This window comes from Actinoplanes sp. NPDC051388 (assembly GCF_055586225.1).
Map to the genome: position 1 here is coordinate 259,753 of NZ_JBVJIP010000009.1, position 15,577 is coordinate 275,329.

The following is a 15,577-nucleotide window of genomic DNA, read 5'->3' on the forward strand; positions in this document are numbered from 1 at the left end:
CACTCATCGGTACGCGGGATACACGTCCTGCTGGTCGGCGGCCCCCGGCCACTGTGCCCGCAGCCCGTCCTCGGTCGACGCGAACCACGCGGACAGCCGGGGCAGCACCTCCGCGGTGGCCTCGGCGCCCACCCGCAGCGTGTCCAGCAACTGGCCGCGCCGGGAGAAGCCCATCGGGTGCGGCGAGTCCCCGGCCAGCAGCTTCGGCACCCGGACCAGCCGCACGATGGTCCACGCGCCGACCGCCGCGGCCATGCCCTCGGCCCACGAGCGGTCGTCGGCCCGCCCGGCCGCCGCGCGATAGGCCGCCTCCACCGTCGCGCCCACCGGCGCCGGGATGCGCGCCCAGCACGGCCCGCCGTAGAACGGGAGCCGGAACTGCGCCGCGTCGAGCAGCGGATGCTGGCAGGCGGCGTCCTCGAAGTCGAGCAGGCGCATCCGGCCGTCGCGCAGCCGGCAGTTCTGCGGCGCCAGATCGCCGTTGGAGAGGGCCATCGGCCCGGATCCGAGGATCTCCAGCAGCGCGGCCACGTCGCGGTCGGCCCACCCGGTCTCCAGGAAGTGGCCGATCCTTCTCCATTGCTCGGCCACGTCGAACCAGGACGGGCCGATCTGAGCGGCCTGGTCGAGCGTCGCGGCGTGCATCCGGCCGACCGCCTCGGCCAGCGCGACGAACCCCGCGGTGGCCGCCGCCGGGTCGTCGCCGACCAGCAGGTCCTCCAGCGCCGGCCCGGAGCCGAGGTCCTCCAGCACCAGCAGGCCGGCGCTGTCGTCGGTGGCGAGCAGCCGTGGCCCGGCGTCGCAGTCCAGCTCGGCGAGCAGCAGCAACGCGGTCAGCTCGCGGCGGAAGCCCTCGCGGCGGCGCGGATCGCCGGGCGCCCGACGCATCTTCACGATCACCGTGCGGCCGTCGTCGGCGGTGCAGCGCAGCAGCCGCGGGTTCACCGCGACGGTGTTGCACCAGCCCTCGGTGACCGGCCGCGCGGACTCCAGGGTCACGCTGGCGCCGCCCGGGAGGTCCATGCGCCCGAGCCTAGGCGGGCCGGCCGGGTCAGAGCCCCATCCGCAGCGCCGCCACCCCGGCCGGTGAGAGCGGCCGGGCGGTGGCTCGCAACAGGTCGCCGTGCACGTAGGCGGGAAGCTGGCTGCCCAGCGCGCAGAGCGACGGGTAGAGGTCCAGCACGTCCCGGTGCGACAGCGCGCCGACCCCGATCAGCAGCCCGTTCACCGAGCTCGGGTTGCGGGCCAGCTCGGCGCACAGCTCCATCCGCCACTGCGGGTCGTCGACCCGGGTGGCGAACTCGCGGGCGATCCGGTTGCTCGCGGTGAACGCGAACTCCGCCGCCGCGTGCCGCCCGGACCGGGCCAGCGCGGGCGCCGGCCGCACCGCGATGCCGAGCCGCATGGCCAGCTCGGACACGCTCAGCACCTCCAGGCCGAAGCCGCAGGTGTCACAGAGCCGCTGGAAGGTGTGCGCGTGCACCAGGGTGGCCGGCCGCGGGCAGTCGCCGATCGGTCCGCAGACCGTGTCCATGATGATCTCGGCGAGGGTGCCCTCCTCGTCGAACCGCCCGACGCCGAAGAACGTCGCCGGGGTCGCGCGGTAGCGGGCCAGTGCGGCGCGTTCGGAGGCATAGCCGTCGGGGTCCACACCGATGCGGGGTACGCCGAGGTGTGCGTGGAGCTGGATGAGCCGGAACATGAGGCCGCTCCCGGGGGTAGTGCTGTGCGTCGTCTCCCGGGGATACGGACCGTGCGAGGGGACGGTTCACTCCTCACGCTGTGTGTAGGAGAAACTGCGTTCTTCGCGGTGCCCAGTCATCCGGAAGCAGTCGAAGGTTACGGCGTGTAGCGCGTAGATGCCAGCCGCGAGGAGCGCCAACATGCCGAGGAGAACCGCCGACACCGAGCCGTCGAGCGTTCGCCAGGCCACCGGCAGCGCGGTCACGCCGAGCACCGCCGCCGCCTCCGCGACCGCCTCGGCCAGCCGTCGTGCATCGATCCGTCCGGTCATGGCGGTCACCCTGCCGTGCCCGGCCGGTCGGCCGCTTCCGCCCGCGGGCAGATCCCGGTCTATGACTTTCGGCCGAGTCGATCGGGCCCGGAACCCGGTAAACCCGAAACTCGCCCGGCGGCCGGCCGATAGGGGAGTTGTCCGGTAGTGAAAGAGGAAGGAATCCGGTGACCGACACGGCCACGCCGGCCTGGGAGACCCTGCCTGCGCTGATGTACCACTCCGTGTCCGCGATCGGCGGGCCACTGGGCGACCTCGCCGTGCCTCCGGGCCGGCTGACCGAGCAGCTCACCGCGCTGACCCGGGCCGGCTACCGCCTGGTCGGGCTGAGCCAGGCGCTCGACCTGCTGGCGGCCGGTGACACCGGCAAGATGGTCGCGGTCACCTTCGACGACGGCTATCGCAACCTCCTCACCGCGGGCGTGCCGGTGCTGGCCGCGGCCGGCGCGCGGGCCACGCTCTATGCCTCCGTCGGGCACCTGGGCGAGCGCGCGGACTGGCTGGGCCGCTGGTCACCCGACTTCGGCCGGCTGCTCACCTGGGACGAGCTGGCCGAGGTGGCCGCCGCCGGGGTGGAGATCGGCAACCACGGCCTCGTCCACCACCCGCTGGACGTGCTGCCGCCCGACGTGCTGCGGGCCGAGATCGTGCGCAGTCACGACGAGCTGGAGCAGCGGCTGCAGGTGGCGGTGCGCAGCTTCGCGTACCCGCACGGGTACAACGGGCGCCGGGTGCGCGACGAGGTGCGGGCCGCCGGGCACGACAACGCCACCGAGGTCGGCCGTCGTCTGCACCGGCCCGGCGAGCACCGGTTCGCGGTGCCGCGGCTGCAGCCCATCCCGGCGCACTCCGGCGACGACCTGGTGGCGCTGGTGGCCGGCGGCGGATCGCAGCTGGTGCCGCAGGTGAAGCGGCTGGCCCAGCCGGCCTGGCGGATGGCGCGCAAGGTGGCCCAGGCGACCGGACGGACGCTGACATGATGAGCCCACTGCACCGGGCGCCGAAGCGCTACGGCCGGCGGATCTTCCTGGGGCTGGCCGGGATGGCCGCGCTGCCCACCGCGGCGGTCGTGGTGTTGCAGGCGCGGGCCAAGACACCGCCCGCCGAGGCGACGACCGGGCTCGGGCGCGATGTGCCGGCCGCCGCCACGCCGTCGCCCGGTGCGTCGGCGACCAGCGCCGCTCCCCGGATCGTCACCCGAGGCGGCGGGCCGGTGCCGTTCGTCAGCGGCAAGGCCATGCTGGGGGCGTACCTGGATCTCGACGGTCTGTCCGAGGCCGAGGCGGTCGCGTTGCGGCGCCAGCAGCTCGGGCGTGACCCGCGGATCCTGCACTCCTTCTATGCGTGGCGGGACACCCTGCCGCGCCGGATCTCGTGGCTGCCGGACGACACGTACCCGATGATCTCCTGGCGGGGCACCGACCACGCCTCGATCCTGCGCGGTGACCACGACGACCTGATCCGGCGCAATGCGCGTCAGCTGCGGCGTTTCGGCCGGCCGGTGCTGCTGCGCTGGGGCTGGGAGATGAACGGCAGCTGGTACGCCTGGGGCGGCGCCAAGAACGGCAACGACGCGTCCGGCTACGTGAGGTCGTGGAAGCACCTCCGGAAGATCTTCGCCGACCAGGGCGCCGACAACGTGTCCTGGGTGTGGAGCCCGAACTGGAACGACAGCCCGGCGGAGAGCTGGAACGCCAAGGCCCGCTACTACCCGGGCGACGACCAGGTCGACTGGGTCGGCGTGTCCGGCTACAACCTGCACCGGGAGGTCCCGGGCCGGCTGTTCCAGGCGCTCTACGACTCCTACGCGCCGACGAAGCCGATCATGATCACCGAGATCGGCTCGGTGGACCGTGGCGGCAGCACCAAGGCCGACTGGATCACCCTCGCCGGGAACTGGGTCGAGCAGCACCCGGCGATCGGCGCGCTGGTGTGGTTCGACACCGACACGCATCCCGGCTATCACGAGAAGTGGCGGATCGACACCGACGCGGAGTCGCTCGCCGCGTTCAAGGCGCTGGCGAACGACCCGCACTTCAAGGCGTAAGGGGGCCAGTCACACAGCGCGCTCCGCGGCGTCCACCGCGTTGCGGAACAGCATCGCGACCGTGGTCGGGCCGACGCCGCCGACCCGCGGGGTGATCGCGCCGGCCACCTCGGCCACCGACTCGTCCACGTCCGGCAGCAGCCGCCGGCCCTCGTAGCGCACGCCCGCGCCGACCACCGTCGCGCCCGGCCGCACGTGTTCGGGCTGGATGATGCCGGGCACGCCGGCCGCCGCGACCAGCACGTCCGCCCGGCGCGTGTAGCGCTGCCAGTCCGGCACGCCGGTGTGCACCACGGTGACCGCGGCGTTCGCGGTCGGCCGCTTCTGCGCCAGCAGCATGGCCAGCGGCCGGCCGATGGTGGCGCCGCGGCCCAGGATGACCACCTCGTGCCCGGCGACCGGGATCTCGTAGTGCGCGAGCAGCGCCTCGATGCCGGCCGGCGTGCACGGCACCGGTCCGGGCAGCCCGCTGGAGAGCCGGCCGAGGTTGAGCGGGTGCATGCCGTCGACGTCCATGTCGGGGTCGACCGTCATCAGCGCCGCGTCGTAGTCGAGGTGACCCGGGATCGGGTATTGGATCAGCAGGCCGTGCACCGCCGGATCGTCGTTGAAGCGGGCGATCGCCCGGTGCAGATCCTGCTGGGTGGCGGACGCCGGCAGGTGCTCGTGCGGCGACACGAAGCCGAGCTCGGCGGCCTGCTTCTGCTTGATCCGGATGTATCCGGCGCTGGCCGAGTCGTCGCCGACCAGGATCGTCGCCAGGGCGGGCTCGACGCCGCGCTCGCGCAGGGCGGTCGCGCGCCGGGACACGTCGGCGAGCACGGCTTTGGCCACGGGCGCGCCCGGCAGCAGCCGGGCGGTGGAGGTGTCGGACATGCGTTTCTCCCCGTGGGCACCCAGGCGGACGGCCCCCACGACGCGCTCCCCGATGGTGATCGCCATCCTCGGTGCCGCCAGTCGCGTTGAAGGAGACCAACCTACTCCGTGGCCGCGATGATGACCGCGCGGTAGGCGGCGGAGTCGCCCGCCCGGTAGAGCCCGACGGTCATCCGGGCGGCGGAGGGCAGGGTGAGGGTCACGCTCCGGTCGCCGGCGCCGGCCCCGACCGGCACTTCCGCGGTACGGGTGCCCGCCGGATCCGTCACCACCAGCGTGTACGGCCCGTCAGCCGAGACCAGCCCGGACGCGGTGACGATGACCTGTCGGGTGCCGTCCGCGGCCACCGGACCGGGCGGCGCGGCGGCGAGCGTGGTGACGGTGACCCGGTAGCTGTCCGCCGAGCTCCGGAAGGACAGCCAGCCGGCCCCACCCAGCACCGCCACCACCAGCAGCATCGGCAGCAGCTGCCGGACCAGCCTGCGGGTTGGCACCCGCTGCTCCGGCGACCGCGGCGCGAACGGTCCGGGCAGCTTGCGCAGCGGGTCGGCGTCCCCGATGACCGGAATCGGCTTGGTCGCCGGGCCGTCCTCGTCGTCCTCGTCCTCGCCCTGCCAGACCCGCTCGGGCACCGCCTCGAGCAGCAGCACGACCAGGGTGATCCCGGCCGTGGCCAGGGTCCAGGTGATCCGGTCCAGCGGGAAGCCGGCCACGAAGACGCCCAGCCCGGCGACGATCATCGTGGCCATGCTCAGCGCCGGCGCCAGCACGGTCCGCTCGACCGCGCTGAGCGTGCGGTAGCGGAAGATCAGCGCGTTCAGCGCCAGGCCCGGCAGCAGGAAGGCGAGCAGCAGCCCGCCCGGCACGGCCAGCACCGGCGGCCCGGCGAGCGCGGCGGCCGCCGACACGGCGGTGGCGATCGCGGTCAGCACGGGGCCGGAGACGAGCGTGGAAAGGGCCCGCGCGCGCAGCTCGGTGGCGTTCACTGGTCGGTTCCCATCCGGTAGATCCGGACCGTGCCGTTGTCGTAGAGCCGGTCCACGTCGATCAGCGAGTCGAACTTGCCCAGCTGCCGGGTGGTCAGCGGCTCGGTGATGAGGCCGGCCCGCGGGTCGTTCTCGAAGTACGCGTCGCTCTCCGGCAGCTGGGTGCTCAGCCGCTGGTCCACCACCAGATAGTTGAGGTGCAGGTCGGCGACCAGGTCGTCGTCGGCCAGGCTCCACGAGTCGGCGTAGTAGAGCGGGCCGACCTCGCGCACCGGGTCCTGCCGGCCGTAGGTCGAGGCCAGCGACACCGACGTCACGTCGCCGCCGACCCGGTTGCCCGGGCCGAGCACGTCGCGTTGCCACTCGGCGGCGTCCACGCCGTACGCGTCCACCGACCGCTCGAACCCGCCCGCCAGATAGGGACCCGGCAGCAGCGAGCCCAGCGGCGGCCAGCCACCGGCCCGCGCGCCGATCATCAGCAGGGTGACCAGCGCGGAGCCGGCCAGCACCCGGATCACCAGGCTGCGCCCGGTCCCCGGCGGGGTGGACAGCGCCGGGGCCACCCAGTGCCGGCGGCCGGCGGTGTCCCGGGACGGCAGGATCTGCACCGCCCGGACCAGCGCGATGGCCGCGATGATCGAGATCGGCACGTAGGTGAACGTGGACAGCCGGCCGGCGATCTCCGGGCCGTTCTGCCCGAGGAACCGCACCGCGTTGCCGCCGAAGAACACCGCGCCGCCGATCAGCGCCGCCCACCGCCAGGTGTCCCGGTCCTGCCGCGTCACCATGTCCCGGCCCACCGCGACGAACAGCACGAACAGCCCGATCAGGCCGGTGGCCTGCAGCGCCAGTTGGGCGATCGACACCGGCGCGCTCGCCGAGGCCGCGCTCTGCTGCCCGTTCACCAGAGTCTGCACGGTGGTGATCACCTGCTGGACCGGCTCCTCGAGGTAGCCGATCACGTCGGTGGCGACCAGCAGGATCCAGGTCGCGGTCACGCCCAGCGCGATCACCGCCGGCAGCAGCGCGGACCAGCGCCGCGGCTTCTCCACGACCAGCTCGGTGAGGCCCAGCAGGCCGAGCGTGGCGATCAGCGCGAAGGCGGTGACGTGGTGGCTGACCGCGGTCATCGCCGCCGACGCGACGGTGATCACGAGGAACGGCTTGCCGCCCTCGACGCGCCATCGGCGGACCGCCCACACGGCCAGCATGAAGAACGGCAGCGCGGCGGTCTGGTAGAGGAACATCGAGCTGAAGAACAGGTAGTGCAGCGCGGTGGCGTAGGTCGCGCAGGCCACGCCGGCCACCGCGGGGGAGTTGCTGGCCCGCAGCACGCAGACGAACAGCACGCCGACGAAGACCAGGTGCGCCACGCCGGCCACGATGATGCCCGCAGCGGTGACCGGCAGCCCGGTCATCGAGGCCACCGCCGCGCCCATCTCGGCCAGCCCGGGGAAGTGCACCGCGGGCGGCAGCGCCGGGTTGGGCCGGAACAGCTCGCCGGTCTCCATGATCGTGGTGGTGGCGAGCCAGTGCTGCAGTTCGTCGGGGAACCGGAACTGGTCCGGGCTGTACATCCACTTCAGCAGGTACTGGTTGACCGCCAGTCCCATGACCAGCAGGAACGATTCGGCGACGCCGGCCATCCGGCGGCTCAGCAGGCGCAGCACGACCGGCGTGAAGACGACCACCTGGCCGATCCAGTAGGCGCCGGTCGCGCCCGCGGCGCCGGAGCGCCCACCGGTGTAGGCGAGCGCCACGAGCAGCACACCGAGGCTGGAGAACAGCAGCACGGAGGGCGCGTGGCCGAGATCGAAGGGCCCGCCGCGCGGCGCCTTGCGCCGCTCCCGGCTCGGCTGCTCGATGCGCCCGGTGTCCGCGCGTTCCCGCACCGGCAGGTCGGCCTTGGCGACCTCGGCGACGGCCTTGGACAGCGCCCGGCCGACGAGCTCGTCCAGGGTGGCCGAATTGTCGATTTTCGGCGGCTTGACAGCTTCAACCTCTACTTCAGGTTCACCCTCAACCTTGAGTTGAGTCTTCGGCACGCCGGTGCTCGTCTGGATGTCCGCCACCCGCACGCTGCCGCGCGCCTGCTTACGCCCACGCGGACGCCGCCCGGGCACCGGTGCGGTGCCGCGGGCGTGGTCGTGCGGACGGTCGGTCCCCGCGGCGGCGACGGGCGCCTCCTCGGTCGCGGTCCGGTCACCGGATCGCTGGTCGGGCATCTCGGGCGCCTCCGCGGCGTCGGGGGACTCGGACGGGGTGGTCCATCGGCATCTGCAGTCCCCAGCGGGCATCTGGTCTCGCGACATCGGTGTCCCCGATCCGAGAATGCCCGGTTCCGGGGCCACATGTCCGGTGTTCGAGGGATCAGTGGGCGCCGCGCGCCCTCGCCCGAGCCGCCCGGCGGCCCTTGAAGTAGGCCCGCGGTCCGGCCAGCATCCCCTTGCGGTTCGCCGTGAGCAGGTCGCGCGGGAAGTCCTCCTCGAGCGTGGCGACCCGCAGGCTGTCCGAGCCGGTCAGGTCGCGCAGCGCGCCCGGGGCCAGCTTGATCAACGACCACAGCAGCCCCGGCCGGCCCAGCAGCAGGCTGGTGTACGCCGCGGTCAGCCCCGCGCCGTACCCGACCATCTGTTTGCGCAGGCCCTCGAGGTCGCGCCGGTGGTAGTGCCGGGTGACCGCGCTCGGCTGGTAGACGATGGTGCCGCCGCCGACCAGCACCTGGGTGAACGCCAGGGTGTCCTCGGATCCCATCGCCGGGGTGCCGGCGCCCAGCGCCACGTCGAAGCCGCCGATCCGCTCGATCACGCCGGGCCGGAAGGTCATGTTCGCCCCGGTGCCGAACGGCGGCAGCGGGTAGAGCGGGCTCTGGATGTGCGCGGTGGCCGGGCTGAACACGTCGGGCTTGAACCCGCGGCCCTTGCTGTGCCCGCCGAACTGCTCGAACCACAGCTGTGCCCGGGTCTCCAGCTCGGCCGGCACGATCACGCCGGAGACGACGTCCGCCTCCGGGTGGTCGGCGAGCGCGCGGGCGACCTCGGCCAGCCAGTTCTCGTCGGCCCGCTCGTCGTCGTCGATCCAGGCCAGAATCTCGCCGGGCGCGGCCGCCACGGCGGCGTTGCGGGCGAAGGAGAGCCCCGGCGTCGCCTCGAGCAGGTAGTCGACGTGGCCGCGCGCGGCGGCCGCCTCGACCACCTTGGCGGTGGCGTCGCTGGTCGGCGCGTTGTCCACGACCAGCACCCGGAAGGCCGGGTATTTCTGGTCCAGCAGGCTGTCCAGGCAGTTGGCCAGCGCCTCCGGGTGTTCCCGGGTGCAGATCACCACGGTGATGTGCGGCGCGGTGGCCAGCACCTCGCGGCGGCGGGCCAGGAAGGCCGGCTCGGTGGCGGGGGTGACCCCGTCGATCGGCAGCGCGGCCAGGCCCAGCCCGGCCAGCCTCGGCGCGAGCTGGACACCGAGCTCGGCGTTGATCGCCCGGCCCACGTCCGCCGGGCGCAGACCGGTGAGCGGCACGTCCACCAGCACCGTGCCGAGCGGCTCGGAGAACAGCCGGACCAGCATCCAGGCCTGCAGCACCCGGCGGCCGTCCGCGCCGATCCCGGCGATCGTGGGCAGCGGGTCGGAGATCTCGACGTCGTGCACGGCGGCGGGCAGCACCCCACCGGCCGGCTCGACCTCGGGGCGGATCAGGACGTCCTCGACGCGCTCGGCGGGCGTCCACACGTGGCCGTTGACTCCGGTGCTCATCGGCTGGCCTCCAGCTGCGGGCGGCGCACCGTACGCCGGATCGAGATGGTCTCCACCGCGCCGCCGAAACCGGCCGCGGCGACACCGGCCAGCACGCTGCCGGCCTTGAGGGCGTGCGAGACGCCCGCGCCGCGCGAAGCCGCGGCGATGTTGCGGGCCACGGCCTTGGGCAGCGAGCGCAGGTAGTCGCGTTCGGCGTCCAGGCTGTCGCCGCCGCGGTGCAGGCCGGCCATCTGCACCTTGCCGCGCCCCTCGGCGTAGCAGCGGCGCAGGAAGAACGAGAAGGTCGAGCGGATCGCCGGCACCTCGTGCCGGATCACCGCCTCCGGCACGAACATCCAGTGGCCGCCGGCCGCCTCGCTCATCCGGATGCAGAGCTCGGTGTCCTCCGGCCGGTTCTGACCGCCGACCTTGCCGAAGCCGGTGCGGAAGCCGCCCACCTTCATGAACGACTCGCGCCGGACCACCATGCTCGCCGACCAGACGTTGCGGATCGGCGCGGTCACCGTGGGCATGCCGGAGTACGAGCCGCCGACCGCCCAGAGGAACTCCTCGGGCATCCAGCGCGGCGCCCGCCCCTCCCACGCCGGGCTGATCCCGCCGCCGGTGCCGACCACCTTGGGGTCGGCGAACGGCGCGACGAGGCTGCCGAGCCAGTCCGGCTCGGAGATCACGTCGTCGTCCATGAACGCGATCAGCGCGGTGTGGGTGTGGAAGGCGCCGGTGTTGCGGTTGCCGGAGACGCCCTTGGCGTAGAGGTTCTCCAGCACGGTCACGCCGGCGAGGTCCCGCCTGGCCCGGCGGTAGAGCGAGGGGTTGTGGTCGACCACGACGACGACCTCGGCCGGCGTGTAGACCTGCGACCGGGCGCAGGCGACGGTGCGGACCAGCGACGACCAGCGCTGTTCGCTGTGCGTCGGGATGACGATGCTGACCTCGGGACGGAAGTTCTCCACTTTCGGGGACTCCTTGCAGGGGCGGGAACGGGGGACGAGCGTCAGTCCTGGGCGTGCTGGCGCTGCTTGATGTCGTCCGTACGGCGGGCACCGGTCTCCTGCAGCGCGCCGCGGTTCACGTGCGCGACCGAGGAGCGGGGGATGTTCCGGTCGAACTGCTCGATCCGGCGGGCCGGCGCCAGGGCGGGCTCGGCGGCGACGGTGACCGTGCCGGTGCGGCGGTTGCGGCGCATCCGGCCGTACTCGCTGAAGATCGTGCGCAGCACCCGGAAGCCGTCCCGGAAGGTGTTCAGGTTGGTCTCGCCGTGGATGCGGGCGTGCTCGACGCTGCCGACCTCGCCGACCTTCATGCCGTCCACCGCGGCCCGGATGTTGATCATCGTCTCGATCTCGAACCCGTCGCCCCACAGCTTGCTGCCGTCGGCCGGCCGCGGCAGCCGGGTGTCCGGCAGGTCCAGCACCGGGACCACGCGGCGCCAGAACGCGTTGTAGCCGTAGCAGAGGTCCGTGAAGCGGGTCCCGAACAGCACGTTGACGACCATGTTCAGCCCGTCGTTGCCGAGCTTGCGCAGCGGCGTGATGTCGTGGCTGTTTCCGCCGTGCGAGAAGCGCGAGCCCTTCACGAAGTCGTCGCCGGCCACCAGCTTGGCGACGAAAGCCGGGATCTCCTTGGGGTCGGTCGAGCCGTCCGCGTCGATCATCACGATGATGTCGCTGGTGCAGGCGGCGAACCCGCAGGCCAGGGCGTTGCCCTTGCCGGTACGCGTCTGGTGCACGACGACCACGTCCGGCCGCAGCGCACGCGCCACCGCGACCGTGTCGTCGATCGAGCCGCCGTCCACCAGGACCACCTCGTCGATGCCGTCGGGCAGGTCGGCGAACACATGCGGCAGGTTCCGCTCCTCGTTGAGGGTCGGAATGACGACGCTTACGGTCGGTGACGACGAAGCACTACCCGGCGTGTTGCCGGCGGGAGTGGAGAGCTGCATGTCGGTCCCTTCGGGGGGCGGCAGATGCGACGTATTCGGGGGGATCGAGGGGTGATCAACCGAGTCGCTTACTTCTGCCACGAATCTAGCAACACGCTACGTAGCGTCAAATGGCCAAAAGTACGGGCAGTAGCCATCCATGCGGGGTTGTCCGTTGGCTGTTTGAGCAGGCAATATTCGCATTGAAATCAAGATTCACGCCCAGTCTCAGCGGTCACGCAAGGTAACGGTCACTCCGCCCCGCCAGGTCGATAACCGGTCGTTCGGGCAGGGGTTGGCCCACCGGCCATGATCGAGGCCAGGACCGGGACAAGGTCGAGATGTCGGATTACTCGGCGTGACGAAAGTCACTGAGAGACGCGACTACGGAACGTGTATTACCGGGTGCGGATCGGTTACATCCGCCTCCGGGTGTGGCCCGTCCGGTGTCGATGTTCAGATGACGTCGACGATCCGCCGGCGACATTAGACTCGCTGCGTGAGTCCTTCATTACCGTGGGTGAAACGATGACAGCCGACGAAGCTGTGTGTGTTTGTGGCCATCCCCGCCTCGCCCACGAGCATCTGCGCAAGGGCGCCGAGTGCTCGTTCTGCGGCGCCGGGAAATGCCCGCGATTCCGGCGAAAGCGGTGGTGGAAGCGCTCGGTCTAACCCCGGAGTGGTAGCCCAGCCGTGCATCCAGGCCCCGGATGCACGGCTGGGCTACCAGTTCGCGCGGGTGACCCGATGTGCGAAAGCCTATAAATCCCGTAGGCTAACTCCCACTTTGTGGCCCAGCCCCCGCCCTGGAGGACCCCCATGGCACTCCCGGACTTCCTGATCGCCGGCGTTCCCAAGGCGGGCACCACCGCCCTGCACGCCGCTCTGGTCCGGCACCCCGACCTCTATCTCTCGCCGGTCAAGGAGCCCAAGTTCTTCCTGACCGACGGCCCGCCGCCACGCACCGGCGGCCCGGGCGACGTGCAGACCTATCAGGAGCACGTCTGGCGGCAGGCCGACTACGAAGCGCTGTTCGACGCCGCGCCGTCGGGCGCGATGCGCGGCGAGGCCACCCCCTTCTACCTGTACGACCTGGACGCGCACGACCGGATCAAGAGCCTGCTGCCGGACGTGCGGCTGATCCTGCTGCTGCGTGACCCGGTGGACCGGGCGCACTCCAATTGGACCCACCTGTGGAACGCCGGACTCGAGCCGGAGGCCGACTTCCTGGCCGCCTGCCACGCCGAGCCGGAGCGAATCGCGGCCGGCTGGGCGCCCTTCTGGCACTACACCCGGCTGGGCCGCTACGGCGAGCAGATCGACCACCTGCTCAAGGTCTTCGACCGCGACCAGGTGCTGCTGCTGCGCTACCGCGACCTCAAGGACGCGCCGGCCGCGACGCTCGACCGGGTCGCCGCCTTCCTCGGCGTCCGCGCGGGCGCGCTGGCCCAGATCCCGAAGGAGAATGTGAACCGGCACGTGGTCGAGGACACCCGGGTGAACGCCGTGCTCCGCGGCCTGCTGCGGGCCGGCGGCGGATTCGGGCACCGCTTCCCGCTTCCGCTGCGCCTCGCCGCCCGCGGACCGCTGCTCACCGTGCTGCATCGCAAGACCGGCGCGCGCCCGGTGACCACCCCGGCGGAGCGCGCCGAGCTGCTGCCGCTGTTCGCCGACGACATCGCTCTGCTGGAGCGGGTGACCGGTGAGCGGTACGACGACTGGCTGTCCGTGGACCGACACGCCAACGCCATCTAATCCCATCGGAAGCGTAGAGAATGGCATACTCTTCGCTAAGATCCCCCGCCACGAACTGGAGCCGCCTTGTCCACCGGAATCTCCACGCTGCCGCTGCCACGCTGGGACGACTCGGTGGTGGTCGTCGACCCGCCCGGTGACGAACCGGGCGCGTGGTCGGGGGCGCCCAGTTCGATCGTCGCGGACGGTGATGTCTACCTGGCATACCGGCTGCGGCTGCCGATCGGCGAGGGGCGCGGCATCGCGAACGTGGTGGCCCGCTCGCACGACGGCCTGACCTTCACCGTGGTGGCCGAGGTCGGCAAGGACATGTTCGTCGCCGAGTCGCTGGAGCGGCCGGCGCTGGTCCGCACGCCGGCCGGCGCCTGGCGGCTCTACGTGAGCGTGGCGACGCCGGGCACCAAGCACTGGCGGGTCGACCTGCTCGAGGCGGACAGCCCGGAGGGCCTGGCCACCGCCACGCCGCGGACCGTGCTGGCCGGCGACGCCACGGTCGGCGTCAAGGACCCGGTGCTGCACCACGACGAGCACGGCTGGCACCTGTGGGCGTCGGTGCACCCGCTGGAGTCCTGGGACGACGCCGACCGGATGACCACGGAGTACTACACCAGCGCCGACGGCGTGCGCTGGACCTGGCGCTCGACCGCGCTGGCGGGGCGGCCGGGCGAGTGGGACGCGCGCGGCGTGCGGGTGTCCTCGGTGGTGGTGGACGGTGACGCGGTGGTGGCGGCGTACGACGGGCGGGCCACCGCGGGGGAGAACTGGGAGGAGCGCACCGGCACGGCCCGGGGCGCCCGCCTGCCGGACGGCAGCTTCGGCGCGCTCACCGCGGAGGACGGCGAGCCGGTCGGCAGCCCGCACGCCCCGTTCGGGCTCCGCTACCTGAGCCTGGTCACGATGCCGGACGGGCGCACCCGGATCTATTACGAGGCGACCCGCCAGGACGGCGCCCACGACCTCCGCTCCGAACTGAGCTGAGAGCCGGGTCACCTTCCCGCGGGGTCCGCGCACGGCGGCCGCACCGGCCGCCTAGTGTCAAGATCGAACGCTCCGGCGCCAGCGTAAAAGGCAGGCATAAAAGACTGGGCGTCGTCCATGGCGGAGGCCGTCCCACAAGGACGGCCTCCGCCATGTCTGTCGAGATGGTCACGTCCGGGTGATCTCCGGTTTGTCCCCGCTGGGCGTCGGGTACCCAGTCCGGAACGGCGGGGACGGGAGACTGGATGCGGACGGTGGGCGGGCGTTACCAGCTCGTGCAGCGCATCGGCATCGGCGGCATGTCCGAGGTGTGGCGCGGCCACGACCAGGTGCTGGACCGGCCGGTCGCAGTGAAGATCATGGCGTCCGCGGTGGAGGGCACGCTGGGCGAGGTGTCCGGCGTCGACCACGTCCGCACCGAGGCCCGCGCGGCCGCCCGGCTGGCCCACCCCAACGTGGCCGGTGTGCACGACTTCGGCACCTCGCCGGGCTTCGACCGCGAGGTGCCCTACATCGTGATGGAGCTGGTCGAGGGCCAGACGCTGAGCGAGCACCTGGCGGCCGGCCCGCTGGACTGGCGGATCGCGGTGCGGATCTGCGCCGAGGTCGCCGCCGCCCTGGCCGCCGCGCACGCCGAGCACGTGGTGCACCGCGACATCAAGCCGGCCAACATCATGCTCACCCCGGCCGGCGCCAAGGTGCTCGACTTCGGCATCGCCGCCGCGGTGGGCACCCCCGATCCCGACCCGGACGGCCCGGTGATGGGCACCCCGGCGTACGTGGCACCGGAACGCTTCGAAGGACTGCCCGCCACCCCGGGCTCCGACATGTTCTCGCTGGGCACACTGCTTTATCACAGCCTGTCCGGCCGGCTGCCCTGGCGGGCGGACACCAACACCGAGCTGGTGCACGCCCAGCGCTTCGGCACTCCCGACCCGCTGCCGCACATCGACGGCCTCGCGCCGGAGGTCCTCGACCTCTGCACGCGCTGCCTGCGCAAGGAGCCGGCCGAGCGGCCCACCGCCCTGGTCGCCGCGCTGCTGCTGGCGGAGGCGGTGGACGCCCGGGTCTACGTGCCGATGAACGAGGCCGGGGCCCGGCCGGTCCCGCGCTGGGACGAGCGCGCGGCGGAGGAGCCCACCTCGGTGGCGGGGGGGGGGGGGGGGGGGGGGGGGGGGGGGGGGGGGGGGGGGGGGGGGGGGGGGGGGGGGGAGGGGGGGGGGGGGGGGGGAGGAGAGAGGAGAGGACGA

The 15,577-nt window shown here is 72.6% G+C and carries 14 protein-coding genes and 1 riboswitch; of the genes, 5 read left to right on the plus strand and 9 right to left on the minus strand.

The window, feature by feature from the left end; translation table 11 throughout:
- Nucleotides 1-3: 3 nt before the first annotated feature.
- The 3 genes from ACZ6TI_RS23995 to ACZ6TI_RS24005 form a co-directional block, all read right to left on the minus strand.
- Complete coding sequence (locus tag ACZ6TI_RS23995; RefSeq protein ID WP_465347357.1) at nt 4-1,023, minus strand: phosphotransferase family protein; 1,020 nt, start codon at nt 1,021-1,023, stop codon at nt 4-6.
- 28 nt (nt 1,024-1,051) lie between these two features.
- Nucleotides 1,052-1,702 (minus strand): hypothetical protein, encoded by a 651-nt coding sequence (locus ACZ6TI_RS24000; protein ID WP_465347358.1) that lies wholly within the window; start codon nt 1,700-1,702, stop codon nt 1,052-1,054.
- A 66-nt stretch (nt 1,703-1,768) separates the two neighbouring features.
- Nucleotides 1,769-2,014: a hypothetical protein gene (locus tag ACZ6TI_RS24005; RefSeq protein WP_465347359.1), complete on the minus strand. Its 246-nt coding sequence runs from the start codon at nt 2,012-2,014 to the stop codon at nt 1,769-1,771.
- Nucleotides 2,015-2,181: 167 nt separating this feature from the next.
- On the opposite strand from ACZ6TI_RS24005, the gene ACZ6TI_RS24010 reads away from it, so the two are divergent.
- On the plus strand, nt 2,182-2,994 hold the full coding sequence (locus ACZ6TI_RS24010) for a polysaccharide deacetylase family protein (RefSeq protein WP_465347360.1): 813 nt from the start codon (nt 2,182-2,184) through the stop codon (nt 2,992-2,994).
- Entirely contained in the window at nt 2,994-4,061 is a 1,068-nt protein-coding gene (locus ACZ6TI_RS24015) for a glycoside hydrolase family 26 protein (protein WP_465347361.1), read from the plus strand. The genes ACZ6TI_RS24010 and ACZ6TI_RS24015 overlap by 1 nt, the downstream gene beginning before the upstream one ends.
- A gap of 9 nt (nt 4,062-4,070) precedes the next feature.
- Here ACZ6TI_RS24015 and ACZ6TI_RS24020 read toward each other — a convergent pair whose 3' ends face one another.
- The 6 genes from ACZ6TI_RS24020 to ACZ6TI_RS24045 all read right to left on the minus strand — a co-directional run bounded on the left by ACZ6TI_RS24020 (nt 4,071) and on the right by ACZ6TI_RS24045 (nt 11,615).
- A complete protein-coding gene (locus tag ACZ6TI_RS24020) occupies nt 4,071-4,937 on the minus strand; it encodes a bifunctional 5,10-methylenetetrahydrofolate dehydrogenase/5,10-methenyltetrahydrofolate cyclohydrolase (protein ID WP_465347362.1) in 867 nt (288 codons plus the stop codon).
- A gap of 11 nt (nt 4,938-4,948) precedes the next feature.
- Nucleotides 4,949-5,032: riboswitch (ZMP/ZTP riboswitch) on the minus strand.
- A 6-nt stretch (nt 5,033-5,038) separates the two neighbouring features.
- Nucleotides 5,039-5,923: a hypothetical protein gene (locus tag ACZ6TI_RS24025; protein ID WP_465347363.1), complete on the minus strand. Its 885-nt coding sequence runs from the start codon at nt 5,921-5,923 to the stop codon at nt 5,039-5,041.
- Nucleotides 5,920-8,148 carry a hypothetical protein gene (locus tag ACZ6TI_RS24030; RefSeq protein WP_465347364.1) on the minus strand — a complete coding sequence of 743 codons (2,229 nt, stop codon included), beginning with the start codon at nt 8,146-8,148 and terminating at the stop codon, nt 5,920-5,922. Before ACZ6TI_RS24030 ends, ACZ6TI_RS24025 begins: the two co-directional genes overlap by 4 nt.
- A gap of 145 nt (nt 8,149-8,293) precedes the next feature.
- Nucleotides 8,294-9,670: a glycosyltransferase family 2 protein gene (locus ACZ6TI_RS24035; RefSeq protein WP_465347365.1), complete on the minus strand. Its 1,377-nt coding sequence runs from the start codon at nt 9,668-9,670 to the stop codon at nt 8,294-8,296.
- Entirely contained in the window at nt 9,667-10,626 is a 960-nt protein-coding gene (locus ACZ6TI_RS24040) for a glycosyltransferase family 2 protein (protein WP_465347366.1), read from the minus strand. The genes ACZ6TI_RS24035 and ACZ6TI_RS24040 overlap by 4 nt, the downstream gene beginning before the upstream one ends.
- A 41-nt stretch (nt 10,627-10,667) precedes the next feature.
- A complete protein-coding gene (locus ACZ6TI_RS24045) occupies nt 10,668-11,615 on the minus strand; it encodes a glycosyltransferase family 2 protein (protein WP_465347367.1) in 948 nt (315 codons plus the stop codon).
- Between the two features lie 798 nt (nt 11,616-12,413).
- Between ACZ6TI_RS24045 and ACZ6TI_RS24050 the strand changes: the two genes are divergently transcribed.
- The 3 genes from ACZ6TI_RS24050 to ACZ6TI_RS24060 form a co-directional block, all read left to right on the plus strand.
- Nucleotides 12,414-13,349, plus strand: coding sequence for a sulfotransferase domain-containing protein (locus ACZ6TI_RS24050; RefSeq protein ID WP_465347368.1), 936 nt, complete (start codon nt 12,414-12,416; stop codon nt 13,347-13,349).
- Between the two features lie 66 nt (nt 13,350-13,415).
- A complete protein-coding gene (locus ACZ6TI_RS24055) occupies nt 13,416-14,327 on the plus strand; it encodes a hypothetical protein (RefSeq protein ID WP_465347369.1) in 912 nt (303 codons plus the stop codon).
- A 245-nt stretch (nt 14,328-14,572) separates the two neighbouring features.
- On the plus strand, nt 14,573-15,577 hold a 1,005-nt coding region (locus tag ACZ6TI_RS24060), incomplete at its 3' end, for a serine/threonine-protein kinase (protein WP_465347370.1).